Here is a 14,021-nt window from a genome sequence, read left to right as displayed (position 1 = left end):
CCGCATGGTCCACTGTGGCGGATACTGGGCGGCTGGAACCGGAATGACCGAATGATGACGGACGACACGGACGAGGGAAGGGCACGGCGACGTGGCTAGGGTTCGGACAGGGGTGCGCGTCGTGGGCGCCGTGCTCGCGGCGGTACTGGGAGCCTCGCTCGCGGGATGCAGCAGTACGGGCGGCAAGCGCGCCGAGGAGCGGGCCGAGGCCGCCGAGGCGGGCCGTCCCGCCGTCTCCACCCCGCGCTGGACCTTCGCGATGGTGACCCACGCCGGCGACGGCGACACCTTCTGGGACATCGTCCAGAAGGGTGCCAAGGAGGCCGCGGCGAAGGACAACATCAACTTCGTCTACGCCCACGACGACCAGGCCCAGCAGCAGGCACAGTTCGTGCAGAACGCGATCGACCAGAAGGTCGACGGCATCGTCGTCAGCCTCGCCAAGCCCGAGGCCCTCAAGGACGTCATCGCCAAGGCGGTCAAGGCCGGCATCCCGGTGATCACCGTGAACTCCGGTTCCGCCCAGTCCGCCGCGTACGGGGCGCTCACCCACATCGGCCAGGACGAGGAGATCGCCGGCGAGGCGGTCGGCGCCGAGCTGACGAAGCGCGGCCGCAAGAAGGCCGTCTGCGTCCTGCACGAGCAGGGCAACGTGGGCCACGAGCAGCGCTGCGCCGGGGCGAAGAAGACCTTCGGCGGCACGATGGAGAACCTGTACGTCGAGGGCACCAACATGCCCTCCGTCCAGGCGGCCCTCCAGGCCAAGCTCCAGGCCGACCCGTCCGTCGACGCGATCGTCACCCTCGGCGCCCCCTTCGCGCCCACCGCCGTCAAGGCGAAGGACGCGGCGGGCAGCAAGGCCGAGGTGGACACCTTCGACCTCAACGCGTCCGTCGCCCGTGACCTGAAGTCCGGCGCGCTCGGCTTCGCCGTCGACCAGCAGCCCTACCTCCAGGGCTACGAGGCGATCGACCTGCTGTGGCTCCACCGCTACAACGCGAACGTGCTCGGCGGCGGCCGCCCGGTCCTCACCGGACCGCAGATCGTCACCGGCGCCGAGGCGTCCGCGCTGGAGGAGTACATCAAGCGGGGCAGCCGATGAGCGCCGCCGCACCCTCCGCGGACGAACGGCTCGCGCCCAGCTCCCTGCTGCGCAGGCTGCTCGGCCGCCCGGAGCTGGGCGCGGTGGTCGGCGCCGCCGCCGTCTTCGTGTTCTTCTCCTTCGCCGCCGACAGCTTCCTGCGGGCCTCCAGCCTCAGCACGGTCCTGTATTCGGCCTCCACGATCGGGATCATGGCCGTCCCGGTGGCGATGCTGATGATCGGCGGGGAGTTCGACCTGTCCGCCGGCGTCATGGTCACCACCTCGGCGCTGTTCAGCTCGATGTTCAGCTACCAGATGACGGCCAACGTCTGGGTCGGCGTCCTGGTGTCCCTGGCCGTCACCCTCGCCATCGGCTTCTTCAACGGCTTCATGCTGACCCGCACCAAGCTGCCGAGCTTCATCATCACGCTCGGCACCTTCCTGATGCTGACCGGCCTGAACCTCGGCTTCACCAAGCTGATCAGCGGCTCGGTCTCCACGAAGTCCATCGCCGACATGGAGGGCTTCGCCTCCGCCCGCGCGCTCTTCGCCTCGCAGTGGACCGTCGGCTCGGTCACCCTCAAGGTCACCATCCTGTGGTGGTTCGCCCTGGTCGCGGTGGCCACCTGGATCCTGCTGCGGACCCGCGCCGGGAACTGGATCTTCGCCGTGGGCGGCGGAGCCGACGCGGCCCGCGCTACCGGCGTACCGGTGGTCAAGACCCGCATCGGCCTCTACATGGGCGTCGCGCTCTGCGCCTGGATCGCCGGCCAGCACATCCTCTTCTCGTTCGACGTGGTCCAGTCGGGCGAAGGCGTCGGCAACGAGTTCCTGTACATCATCGCGGCGGTGATCGGCGGCTGCCTGATGACCGGCGGCTACGGCTCCGCCATCGGCTCGGCCGTCGGCGCCTTCATCTTCGGCATGACCAGCAACGGCATCGTCTACGCCCAGTGGAACCCGGACTGGTTCAAGTTCTTCCTCGGCGCGATGCTGCTGCTCGCGACGCTGCTCAACGCATGGGTCCGCAAGCGGGCGGAGGCGAAGTGACCATGACCGAGGCGACCGGCCCCGCACCCGCGCTGGTGAAGCTGACCGACGTCAGCAAGTACTACGGCAACATCCGCGCCCTCCAGGGCGTCTCCCTGGAGGTCTCCGCCGGCGAGATCACCTGCGTCCTGGGCGACAACGGCGCCGGCAAGTCCACCCTCATCAAGATCATCGCGGGGCTGCACCGGCACGACGCCGGCTCCTTCGAGATCGAGGGCGAGGAGACCGTCCTGGCCAACCCGCGCGCGGCCCTCGACCACGGCATCGCCACCGTCTACCAGGACCTGGCCGTCGTCCCGCTGATGCCCGTCTGGCGGAACTTCTTCCTCGGCTCCGAGCCGACCAGGGGCCGGGGCCCGCTGCGCCGCCTCGATGTGCAGCTCATGCGCCGGACCACCCGCACCGAGCTGCTGCGCATGGGCATCGACCTGCGCGACGTGGACCAGCCCATCGGCACCCTGTCCGGCGGCGAGCGGCAGTGCGTGGCCATCGCCCGCGCCGTCTACTTCGGCGCCAAGGTCCTCGTACTGGACGAGCCCACCGCCGCGCTCGGCGTCAAGCAGTCCGGCGTCGTCCTGAAGTACGTCGCCGCCGCCCGCGACGCGGGCCTCGGCGTGGTCCTGATCACCCACAACCCGCACCACGCCTACCTGGTCGGGGACCGTTTCGTCCTCCTCAAGCGCGGCACCATGGCGGGCAGCCACACCCGGGACTCGATCACCCTGGACGAGCTGACCCGGCAGATGGCGGGAGGCTCCGAGCTCGACGAACTGAGCCACGAGCTGGAGCGGGTGGCAGAATCAGGCCCAGACAGCACGCCACCCAGCACGCCACCAGGCCCGGGCACCCCGTCCGGCACCACCGCACCATGAGGGACGTCACGACTCGATGAGCACGTACCGGGACTTCACGCTCGCCCACCGGGGCTCGGCGCGGGGCACCGTCCTGCGGACCATCGGGACCCGTGAGCGCCGGTCGCACCTGACCGCCCCGCGCGTACCGACCGTCGGCATCGACATCGGCGGCACCAAGGTGATGGCCGGCGTCGTCGACGCCGACGGCATCATCCTGGAGAAGATCCGCGCGGAGACCCCCGACAAGTCCAAGAGCGCCAAGGTCGTCGAGGACACCATCGTCGAGCTGGTCCTGGACCTCTCCGACCGGCACGACGTGCACGCGGTGGGCATCGGCGCGGCCGGCTGGGTCGACGCCGACCGCTCCCGCGTCCTGTTCGCACCCCACCTGGCCTGGCGCGACGAGCCGTTGCGCGACGCGCTGCAGTCCCGGCTCGCGGTCCCCGTCATGGTGGACAACGATGCCAACACCGCCGCCTGGGCCGAATGGCGCTTCGGCGCCGGCCGCGGCGAGGACCACCTCGTCATGATCACGCTCGGCACCGGCATCGGCGGGGCCATCCTCGAAGGCGGCCAGGTCAAGCGCGGCCGGTACGGGGTCGCGGGGGAGTTCGGCCACATGCAGGTCGTCCCCGGCGGCCACCGCTGCCCCTGCGGCAACCGGGGCTGCTGGGAGCAGTACAGCTCCGGCAACGCCCTGGTCCGCGAGGCCCGCGAGCTCGCCGCCGCCGACTCGCCGGTGGCGCACAACATCATCGCCCGGGTCGGCGGCAACGTCTCGGAGATCACCGGACCGCTCATCACCGAGCTGGCCCGCGAGGGCGACGCCATGTGCGTCGAACTGCTCCAGGACATCGGCCAGTGGCTCGGCGTCGGCATCGCCAACCTCGCCGCCGCCCTAGACCCCTCCTGCTTCGTCATCGGCGGCGGCGTCAGCGCCGCCGACGACCTGCTGATTGGCCCGGCCCGGGACGCCTTCCGCCGCCACCTGACCGGGCGCGGCTACCGGCCCGAGGCCCGCATCGCCAAAGCCCAGCTCGGCCCCGAGGCCGGCATGGTCGGCGCCGCCGACCTCTCCCGGCTCGTCGCCCGACGCTTCCGCCGCGCCACGCGCCGGCGCGTCGAGCGGTACGAGCGCTACGCACAGTTCGGCCGGCGTGACGCCGCCGCCGGCCCCGAGGACCAGGACCAGCAGTGACACCGCCGCCCACCCTGCCCCACCAGGCCTCCGCACCCGACGGGGACTCCGTACCGCCGCCCGCGGAGGACCGCAGGCACGTCGTACGGCGCCGCTGGGTCACCGCGATCATCATCCTGCTGCTGGTCGGCGTCCCCGCGGGATACCTCGCCGTCTCGGCCCAGCAGAGCCGCCAGAGCGGCCGCGACAAGGCCGCCAAGGTCGGCGCGACGAAGGTCCGCCCCGGCTGGCCCTCCAAGGTGCAGCGCAGCCTCTACGAGGTGCCGATCCCGGACAAGGCCTGGCGGGTCGGCTTCCTGGAGACGAACAACTGGCGCACCAGCCGGCTGTACACCCAGTTCGCGGTCACCCCGGCCGACCTGGACACCTTCCTGACCTCCGTCGGCACCAGCCGCGGGGAGCTGACCCCCGGCGTCGCCATCTCGGCACACGACACCGAGGTCGCGGGCTGGAACTGGAAGACCCACTCGGACTGGCTCGGCACCACCCTCGAACAGGACGACCCGCGCCCCACCCGGGACATCACCGTCGACGCCACCAACCCGCGCATCGCCAAGGTCTACGTGGTCTCCGCCACCACCCCCTGACCCCGCACGCCCGGCGCCGGGCCGTCTAGCCTTGCCCCATGAAGCTCACCAAGCGGCTGCACTCCTGCGTCGAGCTGGAGAAGGACGGGCGCAGGCTCGTCATCGACCCCGGCGCCATCAGCGAACCGGACGCGGGCCGGGGCGCCGACGCCCTGCTGGTCACGCACGAGCACCCCGACCACTTCGAGGAGGGCCGGCTGCGGGCCGTCCTCGACGCGAACCCGGCGGCGGAGCTGTGGACCCTGCGCAGCGTCGCCGGGAAGCTGGCGCCGGCCTACCCCGGCCGGGTGCACACGGTGGGCCACGGGGACGCCTTCACCGCGGCCGGATTCGACGTCCAGGTGCACGGCGAGCTGCACGCCGTGATCCACCCGGACATCCCGCGGATCACGAACGTCGGCTTCCTCGTGGACGGTTCGCTCTTCCACCCCGGCGACGCCCTGACCGTGCCCGGCACGCCCGTGGACACCCTGATGCTGCCGGTGCACGCCCCGTGGAACAAGATCGCCGAGGTGATCGACTACGTCCGCGAGGTCAAGCCCCGCCGGGCCGTCGACATCCACGACGCGTACCTCTCCGACATCGCCCGGCCGATCTACGACGGCGCCCTGGCCGCCCTGGGCGGCGCCGGCCACGGCCGGCTCACCGCCGGGGACAGCACCGAACTGTGACTGTCGGTGCCAGGCGATAGGTTGGCGGGTATGCGTATCGCCACGTTCAACGTCAACTCCATCACCGCCCGGCTGCCGCGCCTGCTCGCCTGGCTGGAGAGCTCGGGCACCGACGTCCTGTGCATCCAGGAGACCAAGTGCTCCGCGGAGCAGTTCCCGCACGCCGAGCTGCGCGAGCTGGGCTACGAGTCGGCCGTCAACGCCACCGGCCGGTGGAACGGCGTGGCCCTGCTCTCCCGGGTCGGCCTGGAGGACGTGGTCCTCGGGCTGCCCGGCGGGCCCGACTACGAGGGCGTCCAGGAGCCCCGCGCGATCTCCGCCACCTGCGGCGGGGTCCGCGTCTGGTCGGTGTACGTGCCCAACGGCCGCGAGGTCGAGCACGACCACTACGGCTACAAGCTGGGCTGGTTCCGCTCCCTGGCCGCGGCCGTCGCGGACGACGCGGCCGGCCCCCGCCCCTTCGCGGTGCTCGGCGACTTCAACGTGGCCCCGACCGACGAGGACGTCTACGACCCGGCCGTCTTCGAGGGCGCCACGCACGTCACCCCCGCCGAGCGCGCCGCCCTGGAGGCGCTGCGCGACGCCGGCCTCTCCGACGTGTTCCCGCGCGCGCTCAAGTACGACCGCCCCTACACCTTCTGGGACTACCGGATGCTCGCCTTCCCGAAGAACAGGGGCATGCGCATCGACCTGGTGTACGGGAACGAGGCCTTCACCAAGGCCGTCACCGACGCCTACGTGGACCGCGAGGAGCGCAAGGGCAAGGGGGCGTCCGACCACGCGCCGGTCGTCGTGGACCTGGACCTGGAGCGGTAGGCCCGAACGGAACGGATCAGGCGCGCCCTGTGGCCAGTGGCGGATCGTGGTGCGAGTCTGGGTGGTATGAACATCCCTTTCCTGGACAACTGGCTGAAACGGCACGAAACGGAACGGGGTGCGGGGCTCGCCGACGCCCTCGCGGACGATCCCGACGGCATCGCCGACTTGTTCTCGGAGTGCGAGATGCTGCGGGTCCAGGCGAGGGCGGCCGGACTTGAACTCGACGAGAGCACAGGCTCGTTGGAGGCCCTCGACCAGCTGATGCCGCGCTGGCGTCGGGACCCCGAGGCGGTGCCCTGGCTCGGCAACGACGCGGGCTTCTACCTCGGCACGGTGATCGTCCGCTCGATCCCCGGGGCCGCCTGGCAGGTCTGGCCGAACGGCCAGCCGGTGATCCGGCTGGCCTCGGGCCGGGAGCTGAACGTGATCGAGTCCGGGGTGTCCTGGGCGATGACCGGTTCCCCCGAACTGAGCCAGGCCTATGCCGAGGCCTCCGAGGGCTGATCGCACCCGGATGTAGCTTTATGCCCCCTTTAGGCGTGTCGAGGGGAAGTGCCCTTCCCGGGCTGGATAGTTTGCGTGACCTCGACACCGACAAGTGGGCAGGGCAGCGCATGGCCGTCGATCCGTTGATCGAGCTGCGGAACGTGAACAAGCACTTCGGAGAGTTGCACGTACTCCAAGACATCAACCTCACCGTCGGCCGCGGGGAGGTCGTGGTGGTCATCGGCCCCTCCGGCTCCGGCAAATCGACCCTGTGCCGGGCGATCAACCGACTGGAGACGATCGAGTCGGGAACGATCACGCTCGACGGCAAGCCGCTGCCGGCCGAGGGCAAGGAACTGGCGCAGCTGCGCGCCGAAGTCGGGATGGTCTTCCAGTCCTTCAACCTCTTCGCGCACAAGACCGTCCTCGCCAACGTCTCCCTCGCGCAGATGAAGGTGCGCGGCCGCAAGCGGGACGAGGCGGACAAGCGCTCCCGGGAGCTCCTGGAGCGGGTCGGCCTCGCCGACCAGGCCCCCAAGTACCCCGCCCAGCTGTCCGGCGGCCAGCAGCAGCGCGTCGCCATCGCCCGCGCCCTCGCCATGAGCCCCAAGGCCCTGCTCTTCGACGAACCCACCTCCGCGCTCGACCCGGAGATGATCAACGAGGTGCTGGAGGTCATGCAAAAGCTGGCGAGCGAGGGCATGACCATGGTCGTGGTCACCCACGAGATGGGCTTCGCCCGGTCCGCCGCCAACCGCGTCGTGTTCATGGCCGACGGCAGGATCGTCGAGGACCGGACCCCGGAGGAGTTCTTCACCGCCCCCGAGAGCGACCGGGCCAAGGACTTCCTCTCCAAGATCCTGAAGCACTGAGGGCGGCGCCATGATGCGCACCCGTGCCCTCCTCGTCGCCCTGCTCGTCCTCGCCGCCACCGTCGGCTGCGGCAAGTCCGGCAGCCCCCCGGGGAACGGTGTAGCCCCGAAGAGCCACCACCCCGCCCGGCAGCAGCCGTGGATCACTGCTCGCGCAGCGGCACCGAGACGTACGAGGGATCGGTGCGCGGCGAGGAGAAGGTCAGCTGCGCGCCGGTGGGGTTGTGCTCGATGTACAGGGGGTCGACGGTGTCGACGACGAGCGCGAGCCGGTGGCCGGCGGGCACGTCGTAGGCGGTGGAGTAGAGCTCCAGGTCCACCCCGAAGGCCTGGCCCGGGGTCTTGCCGTGGAAGGTGTACGGGGCGTTGCTGACGAGCTTGCCGACGCCGAGCGGGCCGACGTCGTAGAGGTACGCGACGAAGGTGCCGTCGCCCTTGGTGGGCGTGACGGTGGTGTGGAGGCGGACGTCGCCGCGGATGCGGCGGTCGCGGTCGTAGCGCGGCGACTGCCATACCGCGGCGAAGGAGCGGGGGAGCAGGGGGATGGAGGCGACCGGCGGGGTCTTGAGGAACTGGTCGAGGAGGTTGGAGAGCAGGACGACGCCGCCGTTGGCCCCGGAGTCGACGTTCGCGAAGACGTGCTCGCTGTCGGAGAGCGCGATGCGCTCGGTGCCCGCGGCGCCGACCGACTTCCAGTCCGGGTAGCCCTCGTAACCGCCGGTACTGCGGGACTTGAGCTGGACCGGGGCCTCGGTGTCGACGCCGTTGCGCTCGCCCTTGAGGTAGCGGTCGAACCAGCGGTGGGCGCTGGTCCAGGTGTCGTTGGGCAGACCGAGCAGGCCGGTGAGTTCGGCGGTGGCGTGGTCGCCGGGGCGGAACTCCAGGCGCTTGGGGCCGGTCAGCTTCTCGAAGAAGTCGGCGTACTGGTTGGGCGGGAAGATGGTGTCGCCCCACGCGTTCCCCATCATGATCGCGGGACCGTTGGCGTTGATCCGGTCGACCTCGAAGGCCGCCGAGCGCTTCTTGCCCCAGTCGATCATCTGCTGCTCGCGGTCGAGCCGGGAGCCGAGGAAGTCGCCGAGAATCGACTGGAGTTCGGGACCGGGACGGCCGGTGATGCTGCCGGCGACGCCGAGCAGACCGGCGGCCTGGAGGTGCTGCGTGCGGCCGGAGTAGATGGAGGCCACGAGGTCGGCCCAGCCGCTCATCGCGACCACGGCCTTGATCCGGGGGTCGTGCGCGGAGGCCAGCAGGCTTATGCCCGCACCGTACGAGACCCCGCCGAGGCCGATGCGGTCCGCGTCGGCGGGGGTGTGGGTGAGGGCCCAGTCGATGACGGCGGACACGTCGGCGATGTCCGGCGGGCCGGCCACCTCGATCTCGCCACCGGAGAGCCAGAAGCCGCGGGAGGTGTAACTGACCACGACGTAGCCGGAGTCGGCGAGCTTCTTGGCCTGTGCGATGTATTCGATCTGCGGCAGGCCCCAGCTGGTGGGCAGCACGATCAGCGGGTACGTCCGGCCCTGCTCGGCGCCGGCCGGGGTGAAGACGTTGCCCTTGAGGGTGATGCCGCCGGAGCCGGGAATGTCGCGGAACCGCAGTTCCGACGAGGCGTCCGAGACGTTCGAGGTGACGGCGGTGGCAGGTGCGGGGGCCGCCTGGGCCTGGTGGGGGGCCAGGCCCAGGGCGGCTGCCGCCAGCAGGGCTGCCACCGCAGCGGCGGTGGTGGTGCGTTCCATCAATCGCTCCTCGCGTACGCCGGGTGGTGAAAGTGACCCGACGGTAACGGGGAGGGATTACCGAAGGTAACCCGTCGGTAAGTTACGTGGTGGTAACAATTGAACGAGAGTCAGTCGGCGGGTGCGGCCCCGGCGCCGGCCGGACGGGGGCCGGCGTCGGCCGGACGGGGGCCGGCGTCGCCGAGGGGGCCCCGCGCGCCGGTCGGGGATCGCCCGGCCCGCCGGGGGATCAGCCGTTCCGGGCGCCGCCGGCCAGTGCGCTCTTGGCCTTCCAGTCGTCCCAGGACAGGTTCCACTCGCCGTAGCCGTTGCCGATCTCCGCGTTGCCCTTGGAGCCGCTGCCGACCACCTCGAAGGGGTCGCCGACCTGGACCCTCGCGTAGAAGTCCTCGGCGTCGGAGTCGCTCATGCCCACGCAGCCGGAACTGGTGTTGGCGCGGCCGAAGTTGCCGGCGTTCCACGGGGCGGCGTGGGCGTACATGCCGGACCAGGTCAGCCGCATGGAGAAGTCGACCATCTTGTCGTAGGAGTCGCTCAGGCCCACCGTCCGGGAGTCCATCCGGATGGTGCCCTCCTTCGACATCAGCACCATCTTCCCGGACCAGGAGGCCTTCTGCCCGCCCGGAGTGCCGGCCGAGACCGGGATCGTCTCGACCACCTGGCCGTCCTCGGTCACCTTCATCTTCCGGGTGTCGAGGCTGACCTCCATCCGCCGGTCCTTGCCTATCGTGAACTCGGTGGTGTAGTCGCGGGCGAAGAGCCCGCCGCCCTTCCCGGAGTCCACGCCGTTCAGGTTCATGTCGACCTTCACGCCGGTGCCGGACTTCCAGTACTCCTTCGGCCGCCAGTCCACCCGGTCCTTGCCCGAGTAGTCCTTGAACCAGCCCCAGGACCCCTCGGCGTTGTCCGACGCGGTGACCTTGAGCTGCTTCTCCACCTCGGCCTTGTTCGCGACCGGGTTGTCGAAGACGAGCGAGACCGGCATCGCGACGCCGACCGTGCTGCCCTTGGGGATGTTGATCGAGACCTTGTTCACCTTGTCGGCGGGGGAGGTCTTGAACCGGGTGGACGCGCTCTGACTGTCGGTGTTCTGCGCCTCCACCGTGTACTCGGTGCCGGGCGAGGCGTTGCGCTCGGAGGTCCAGGTGCGGCCGTCGTCGGATATCTTCCCGGGCAGCTCCCCGTTCTTGCCGTCGGTGACCTTCACCCGGGCCAGCCTGCCCTCGGCGAGCGTCACCGTGACCGGCTCGCCGGCCTTGACCTGATCACCCGTGAGGTTCACCGAAACGGCCATGTCCGGCTTGGGCTTCAGCTCCGCCTTGCCGCCCCCGGCGGCCGCGTCGCCCCCGCCCCCGCAGGCGGTCAGGGTGGCGGCCAGGAGCGCGGTGCCCACGGCGGCGGCGTGGCGGACCCGGCGCCGGGACAGGGCGGTGCGGCTGGTGCGGCTCGTGCGGCTCGTGCGGCTCAACGAAATCCCCTCCGAAGTAATCATCGTTCGCAAAGAGAGAGCGAACACGAGGACTCTAGGTTGCGCATTCCCCGGAAAATCCCCGCTTTTCGGTTGTGACGTGCACCGCAGCAGAACGGTCATCAACCGGTCACAATCGCCGCGCGCTCCGGTCACGGCCGGATGTGAGAGTCCTGTGCATCCCCGCCCGGACGTACAGGAAGGACGACTGCCGTGTGCGCACTGCTCGTGAACACAGCCCAGCAGCACCAGCGACAGGGGCGGCGCCCGGAGGGGCCGGCGGTCCGGGACGGGGAGCCCGTGGTGCGCACACTGTCCGTCGCCGAATACCAGGCTTTCCTCTCCCGGAACCGGCAGGCCAGTTTCCTCCAGTACCCCTCCTGGGCCCGGGTAAAGGACCTTTGGCGCTCGGAAAGGGTCGGATGGCACTACCCGAACGGTGAGACCGAGGGGGCCGGACTCGTTCTCTACCGTCAATTCCCCGGCACCCGCAAATACTTCGCCTATCTTCCCGAAGGCCCCGTCGCCGACTGGTCGGACCCCCGCGTGGACCGCTGGCTCGCCCCGTTCCTGCGCCACCTCAGGGCAGCCGGCGCCTTCGCCGTCCGCATCGGCCCCACCCCCGCCTACCGCAGCTGGGACGCGGCCGCCGTCAAGTCCGGCACCGGGCCCGGCCGGCAGATGTCAGACGTGCTGGCCACCGAGGTCGACCCGGTCGGAGCGGCGCTCGCCGACCGGCTGCGCACCCGCGGCTGGAAGCGCTGCGGCGGCGAGGACGACGGCGACGCCCAGCCGCGCCACGTCTTCCGGGTGCCGCTCGCGGGCCGCACCCGCGAGGACCTGTGGGCGGGCCTGAACCAGGAGTGGCGGCGCAACGTGCGCAAGGCGCAGAAGGCGGGCGTGCAGACCGTCCTCGGCACCGCGGCCCACCTGCCCGAGTTCTACCGGCTGCTGCGGATCACCGAGGAGCGCGACGGCTTCCGGCTCGGCCGCTCCCTCGCCTACTACGAGCAGCAGTACGCGGCCCTCAACGCCGAGGAACCCGGCCGCATGCGGCTCTACCTGGGCGTCCACCAGGGCGAGGTCCTCGCCGCCCACACGATGATCGTGACCGGCGGCCGGGTCTGGTACCAGACCGGCGCCTCCGCCGGCCACCGCCGCGAGGTCCGCCCCAGCAACGCCTGCCAGTGGCGCATGATGTGCGACGCCCACGACCTCGGGGCCGACGAGTACGACATGCGCGGGGTACCCTCCACCCTTGACCCCGACGAACGTTCTTTCGGGCTGCTGCGCTGGAAGCTCGGCACCGGCGGAAAGGTAGTCGAGACGCTCGGCGAGTGGGAGACCCCGATGGACGGATACGCCAACGCGGCGCTCCACAAGGCCTTCCAGGCGTACCTGGCCCGCCGGTGAGGAACGGCTCCACGGCCGTCCCCGCGGCCCAGCCCGAACCCGCGTCCGCAGCGGTGTCCGCGTCCGTACCGCAACCCGCCGCCGTGCTGCCCGAGCCCGCGGCGGTCGCGCCCGCGCCCGCGGCGCCCGCGCCCGCCAAGGCCTCGGTGCTGCGCAGCGGTGCGCTCATGGCGGCCGGGTCGATCGTCTCCCGGGCCACCGGGTTCGTCCGCTCCGCCGTCGTCGTCGCGGCCCTCGGCACCGGCCTGCTCGGCGACGGGTACGCCGTCGCCAACACGGTCCCGAACATCATCTACATGCTGCTCGTCGGCGGCGCCCTGAACGCCGTCTTCGTCCCCGAGCTGGTCCGCGCCGCCAAGGAGCACCGCGACGGCGGCGCCGCCTACACCGACCGACTGCTGACCGCCTGCACCGCGGCCCTCGTCCTGCTCACCGCGGCCGCCGTCCTCGCGGCTCCGCAGATCGTCGCCGCGTACACCGGCTACGACGGCGCCCAGGCGAGCACGACGGTGGCCCTCGCCCGGTACTGTCTGCCGCAGATCCTCTTCTACGGGCTCTTCACGCTGCTCGGCCAGGTGCTGAACGCGCGCGGCCGGTTCGGCGCGATGATGTGGACCCCGGTCCTCAACAACGTCGTCATCATCGGCGTCTTCGGTCTCTTCCTGTACGTCTCCCACGGCTCCGCCAACGGACTCACCGCCGCCGAGACCCGACTGCTCGGCCTCGGCACCACCGCCGGCATCGTGATCCAGGCCCTCGCCCTGGTCCCGTCGCTGCGCGCCGCCCGCTTCCGCTGGCGCCCCCGCTTCGACTGGCGCGGCAGCGGCCTCGGCCGGCCGCTGCGCAACGCCGGCTGGCTGGTCATGCTCGTCCTCACCAACCAGATCGCCTACTGGGTCGTCACCCGCCTCTCCACCACCACCGGGGCGCGGGCCGTGGAGGCCGGCCTGGCCGGGGGCGCCGGCTACACCGCCTACAGCAACGCCTACCAGCTGTGGATCGTCCCCCAGGGCATCATCACCGTCTCCCTCGTCACCGCCCTGATGCCCCGGATGAGCACCGCCGCCGCCGACGGCGACCTCCGCGCCGTCCGCAGGGACGTCTCCCACGCCCTGCGCTCCAGCGCCGCCCTCGTCGTGCCCGCCGCCGCCCTCTTCGCTGCCCTCGCCCCCTGGTTGACGGGCAGCGTCTTCGAGTACGGCCGCACCGGCGCCGCCGACATCGAGGTCATGGCGGGGATCCTCGTCGCCTTCGCGCCCGGCCTGGTCGCCTTCTCGGCGCAGTACGTCCTGTCCCGCGGGTTCTACGCCCTCTCCGACACCCGGACCCCGTTCTTCCTGAACCTGGTCGTCGCCGGGCTGAACGCCGGGCTGTCGGCCTCCGCGTACGTCCTGCTGCCCCCGCGCTGGGCGGTCACCGGCATGGCCGCCGCCTCCTCCGTGGCCTTCGCGGCGGGGGCCGCCGTCACCGCGCGCACCCTCGCCCGCAGACTCGGCCCGCGCACCGGCACCCGTACCGCGCGCCGCGCCGGCGCCGTACGGACCCACCTGCGGCTCCTGGCCGCCTGCCTCCCGGCGGCCGCCGCCGCGCACGCGGCCGCCCGCGCCGCCGACCGGTTCGGCGACTTCGCCGCGGTGGGGGCGGGAACCGCCTTGCTGGCACTCGTCGTCGTCCTTCTCGCCCGGCCGCTGCGCCTGACGGAGATCACCGACCTGCTGGACTCCCTGCGGCGCAAGACCGGCCGTTAGCGGGAGGAAGGCCATGAACCACCTTGGGATACT

At 71.3% G+C, this 14,021-nt stretch carries 13 protein-coding genes; 11 read left to right on the top strand and 2 right to left on the bottom strand.

Translation table 11 applies throughout. From position 1 onward, the window contains the following. Positions 1-121: 121 nt before the first annotated feature. The 9 genes from ACFWTC_RS12235 (at position 122) to ACFWTC_RS12195 (ending at position 7,620) form a co-directional block, all read left to right on the top strand. Positions 122-1,102 carry a sugar ABC transporter substrate-binding protein gene (locus ACFWTC_RS12235; RefSeq protein WP_383915757.1) on the top strand — a complete coding sequence of 327 codons (981 nt, stop codon included), beginning with the start codon at positions 122-124 and terminating at the stop codon, positions 1,100-1,102. Further along, positions 1,099-2,133 (top strand): ABC transporter permease, encoded by a 1,035-nt coding sequence (locus ACFWTC_RS12230; protein ID WP_384027922.1) that lies wholly within the window; start codon positions 1,099-1,101, stop codon positions 2,131-2,133. The genes ACFWTC_RS12235 and ACFWTC_RS12230 overlap by 4 nt, the downstream gene beginning before the upstream one ends. Continuing rightward, positions 2,103-3,005 carry an ATP-binding cassette domain-containing protein gene (locus ACFWTC_RS12225; RefSeq protein ID WP_383915752.1) on the top strand — a complete coding sequence of 301 codons (903 nt, stop codon included), beginning with the start codon at positions 2,103-2,105 and terminating at the stop codon, positions 3,003-3,005. Before ACFWTC_RS12230 ends, ACFWTC_RS12225 begins: the two co-directional genes overlap by 31 nt. 16 nt (positions 3,006-3,021) lie before the next feature. Continuing rightward, positions 3,022-4,185, top strand: a complete 1,164-nt coding sequence (locus ACFWTC_RS12220) for an ROK family glucokinase (RefSeq protein WP_383915750.1) — start codon at positions 3,022-3,024, stop codon at positions 4,183-4,185. Then, positions 4,182-4,772, top strand: a complete 591-nt coding sequence (locus ACFWTC_RS12215; protein ID WP_383915748.1) for a hypothetical protein — start codon at positions 4,182-4,184, stop codon at positions 4,770-4,772. Before ACFWTC_RS12220 ends, ACFWTC_RS12215 begins: the two co-directional genes overlap by 4 nt. Before the next feature lie 38 nt (positions 4,773-4,810). After that, positions 4,811-5,443 carry an MBL fold metallo-hydrolase gene (locus ACFWTC_RS12210; RefSeq protein ID WP_384027923.1) on the top strand — a complete coding sequence of 211 codons (633 nt, stop codon included), beginning with the start codon at positions 4,811-4,813 and terminating at the stop codon, positions 5,441-5,443. A gap of 30 nt (positions 5,444-5,473) precedes the next feature. Next, entirely contained in the window at positions 5,474-6,259 is a 786-nt protein-coding gene (locus tag ACFWTC_RS12205; protein ID WP_383915744.1) for an exodeoxyribonuclease III, read from the top strand. 66 nt (positions 6,260-6,325) lie between these two features. Then, on the top strand, positions 6,326-6,766 hold the full coding sequence (locus tag ACFWTC_RS12200) for a DUF6278 family protein (protein ID WP_383915742.1): 441 nt from the start codon (positions 6,326-6,328) through the stop codon (positions 6,764-6,766). A gap of 110 nt (positions 6,767-6,876) precedes the next feature. Next, positions 6,877-7,620 carry an amino acid ABC transporter ATP-binding protein gene (locus ACFWTC_RS12195; protein ID WP_383915873.1) on the top strand — a complete coding sequence of 248 codons (744 nt, stop codon included), beginning with the start codon at positions 6,877-6,879 and terminating at the stop codon, positions 7,618-7,620. A gap of 143 nt (positions 7,621-7,763) precedes the next feature. On the opposite strand, the gene ACFWTC_RS12190 is transcribed toward ACFWTC_RS12195, so the two are convergent. After that, a complete protein-coding gene (locus ACFWTC_RS12190) occupies positions 7,764-9,359 on the bottom strand; it encodes a CocE/NonD family hydrolase (RefSeq protein WP_384027924.1) in 1,596 nt (531 codons plus the stop codon). Positions 9,360-9,588: 229 nt separating this feature from the next. Further along, positions 9,589-10,851, bottom strand: coding sequence for an Ig-like domain-containing protein (locus tag ACFWTC_RS12185; RefSeq protein ID WP_384027925.1), 1,263 nt, complete (start codon positions 10,849-10,851; stop codon positions 9,589-9,591). 279 nt (positions 10,852-11,130) lie between these two features. Here ACFWTC_RS12185 and ACFWTC_RS12180 point away from each other — a divergent pair, with 279 nt between their 5' ends. Next, the gene (locus tag ACFWTC_RS12180; RefSeq protein WP_383915736.1) at positions 11,131-12,240 is read left to right on the top strand and encodes a lipid II:glycine glycyltransferase FemX; all 1,110 of its coding nucleotides are present in this window, start codon (positions 11,131-11,133) and stop codon (positions 12,238-12,240) included. Positions 12,241-12,323: 83 nt separating this feature from the next. After that, complete coding sequence (murJ, locus tag ACFWTC_RS12175; protein ID WP_384027926.1) at positions 12,324-13,988, top strand: murein biosynthesis integral membrane protein MurJ; 1,665 nt, start codon at positions 12,324-12,326, stop codon at positions 13,986-13,988. Positions 13,989-14,021: the final 33 nt, after the last annotated feature.

Origin of the sequence: Streptomyces sp. NPDC058619, from assembly GCF_042717785.1 — a bacterium.
GTDB lineage: Bacteria > Actinomycetota > Actinomycetes > Streptomycetales > Streptomycetaceae > Streptomyces.
The sequence above is the reverse complement of the archived record's forward strand: the minus strand, read 5'-3'. Positions and strand labels throughout refer to the sequence as shown.

Coding starts and splice junctions, on each gene's coding strand:
- ACFWTC_RS12210 (WP_384027923.1), top strand. CDS start 4,811: ATGAAGCTCACCAAGCGGCTGCACTCCTGCGTCGAGCTGGAGAAGGAC.
- ACFWTC_RS12230 (WP_384027922.1), top strand. CDS start 1,099: ATGAGCGCCGCCGCACCCTCCGCGGACGAACGGCTCGCGCCCAGCTCC.
- ACFWTC_RS12200 (WP_383915742.1), top strand. CDS start 6,326: ATGAACATCCCTTTCCTGGACAACTGGCTGAAACGGCACGAAACGGAA.
- ACFWTC_RS12185 (WP_384027925.1), bottom strand. CDS start 10,851: ATGATTACTTCGGAGGGGATTTCGTTGAGCCGCACGAGCCGCACGAGC.
- ACFWTC_RS12225 (WP_383915752.1), top strand. CDS start 2,103: ATGGGTCCGCAAGCGGGCGGAGGCGAAGTGACCATGACCGAGGCGACC.
- ACFWTC_RS12205 (WP_383915744.1), top strand. CDS start 5,474: ATGCGTATCGCCACGTTCAACGTCAACTCCATCACCGCCCGGCTGCCG.
- ACFWTC_RS12195 (WP_383915873.1), top strand. CDS start 6,877: ATGGCCGTCGATCCGTTGATCGAGCTGCGGAACGTGAACAAGCACTTC.
- ACFWTC_RS12220 (WP_383915750.1), top strand. CDS start 3,022: ATGAGCACGTACCGGGACTTCACGCTCGCCCACCGGGGCTCGGCGCGG.
- ACFWTC_RS12190 (WP_384027924.1), bottom strand. CDS start 9,359: ATGGAACGCACCACCACCGCCGCTGCGGTGGCAGCCCTGCTGGCGGCA.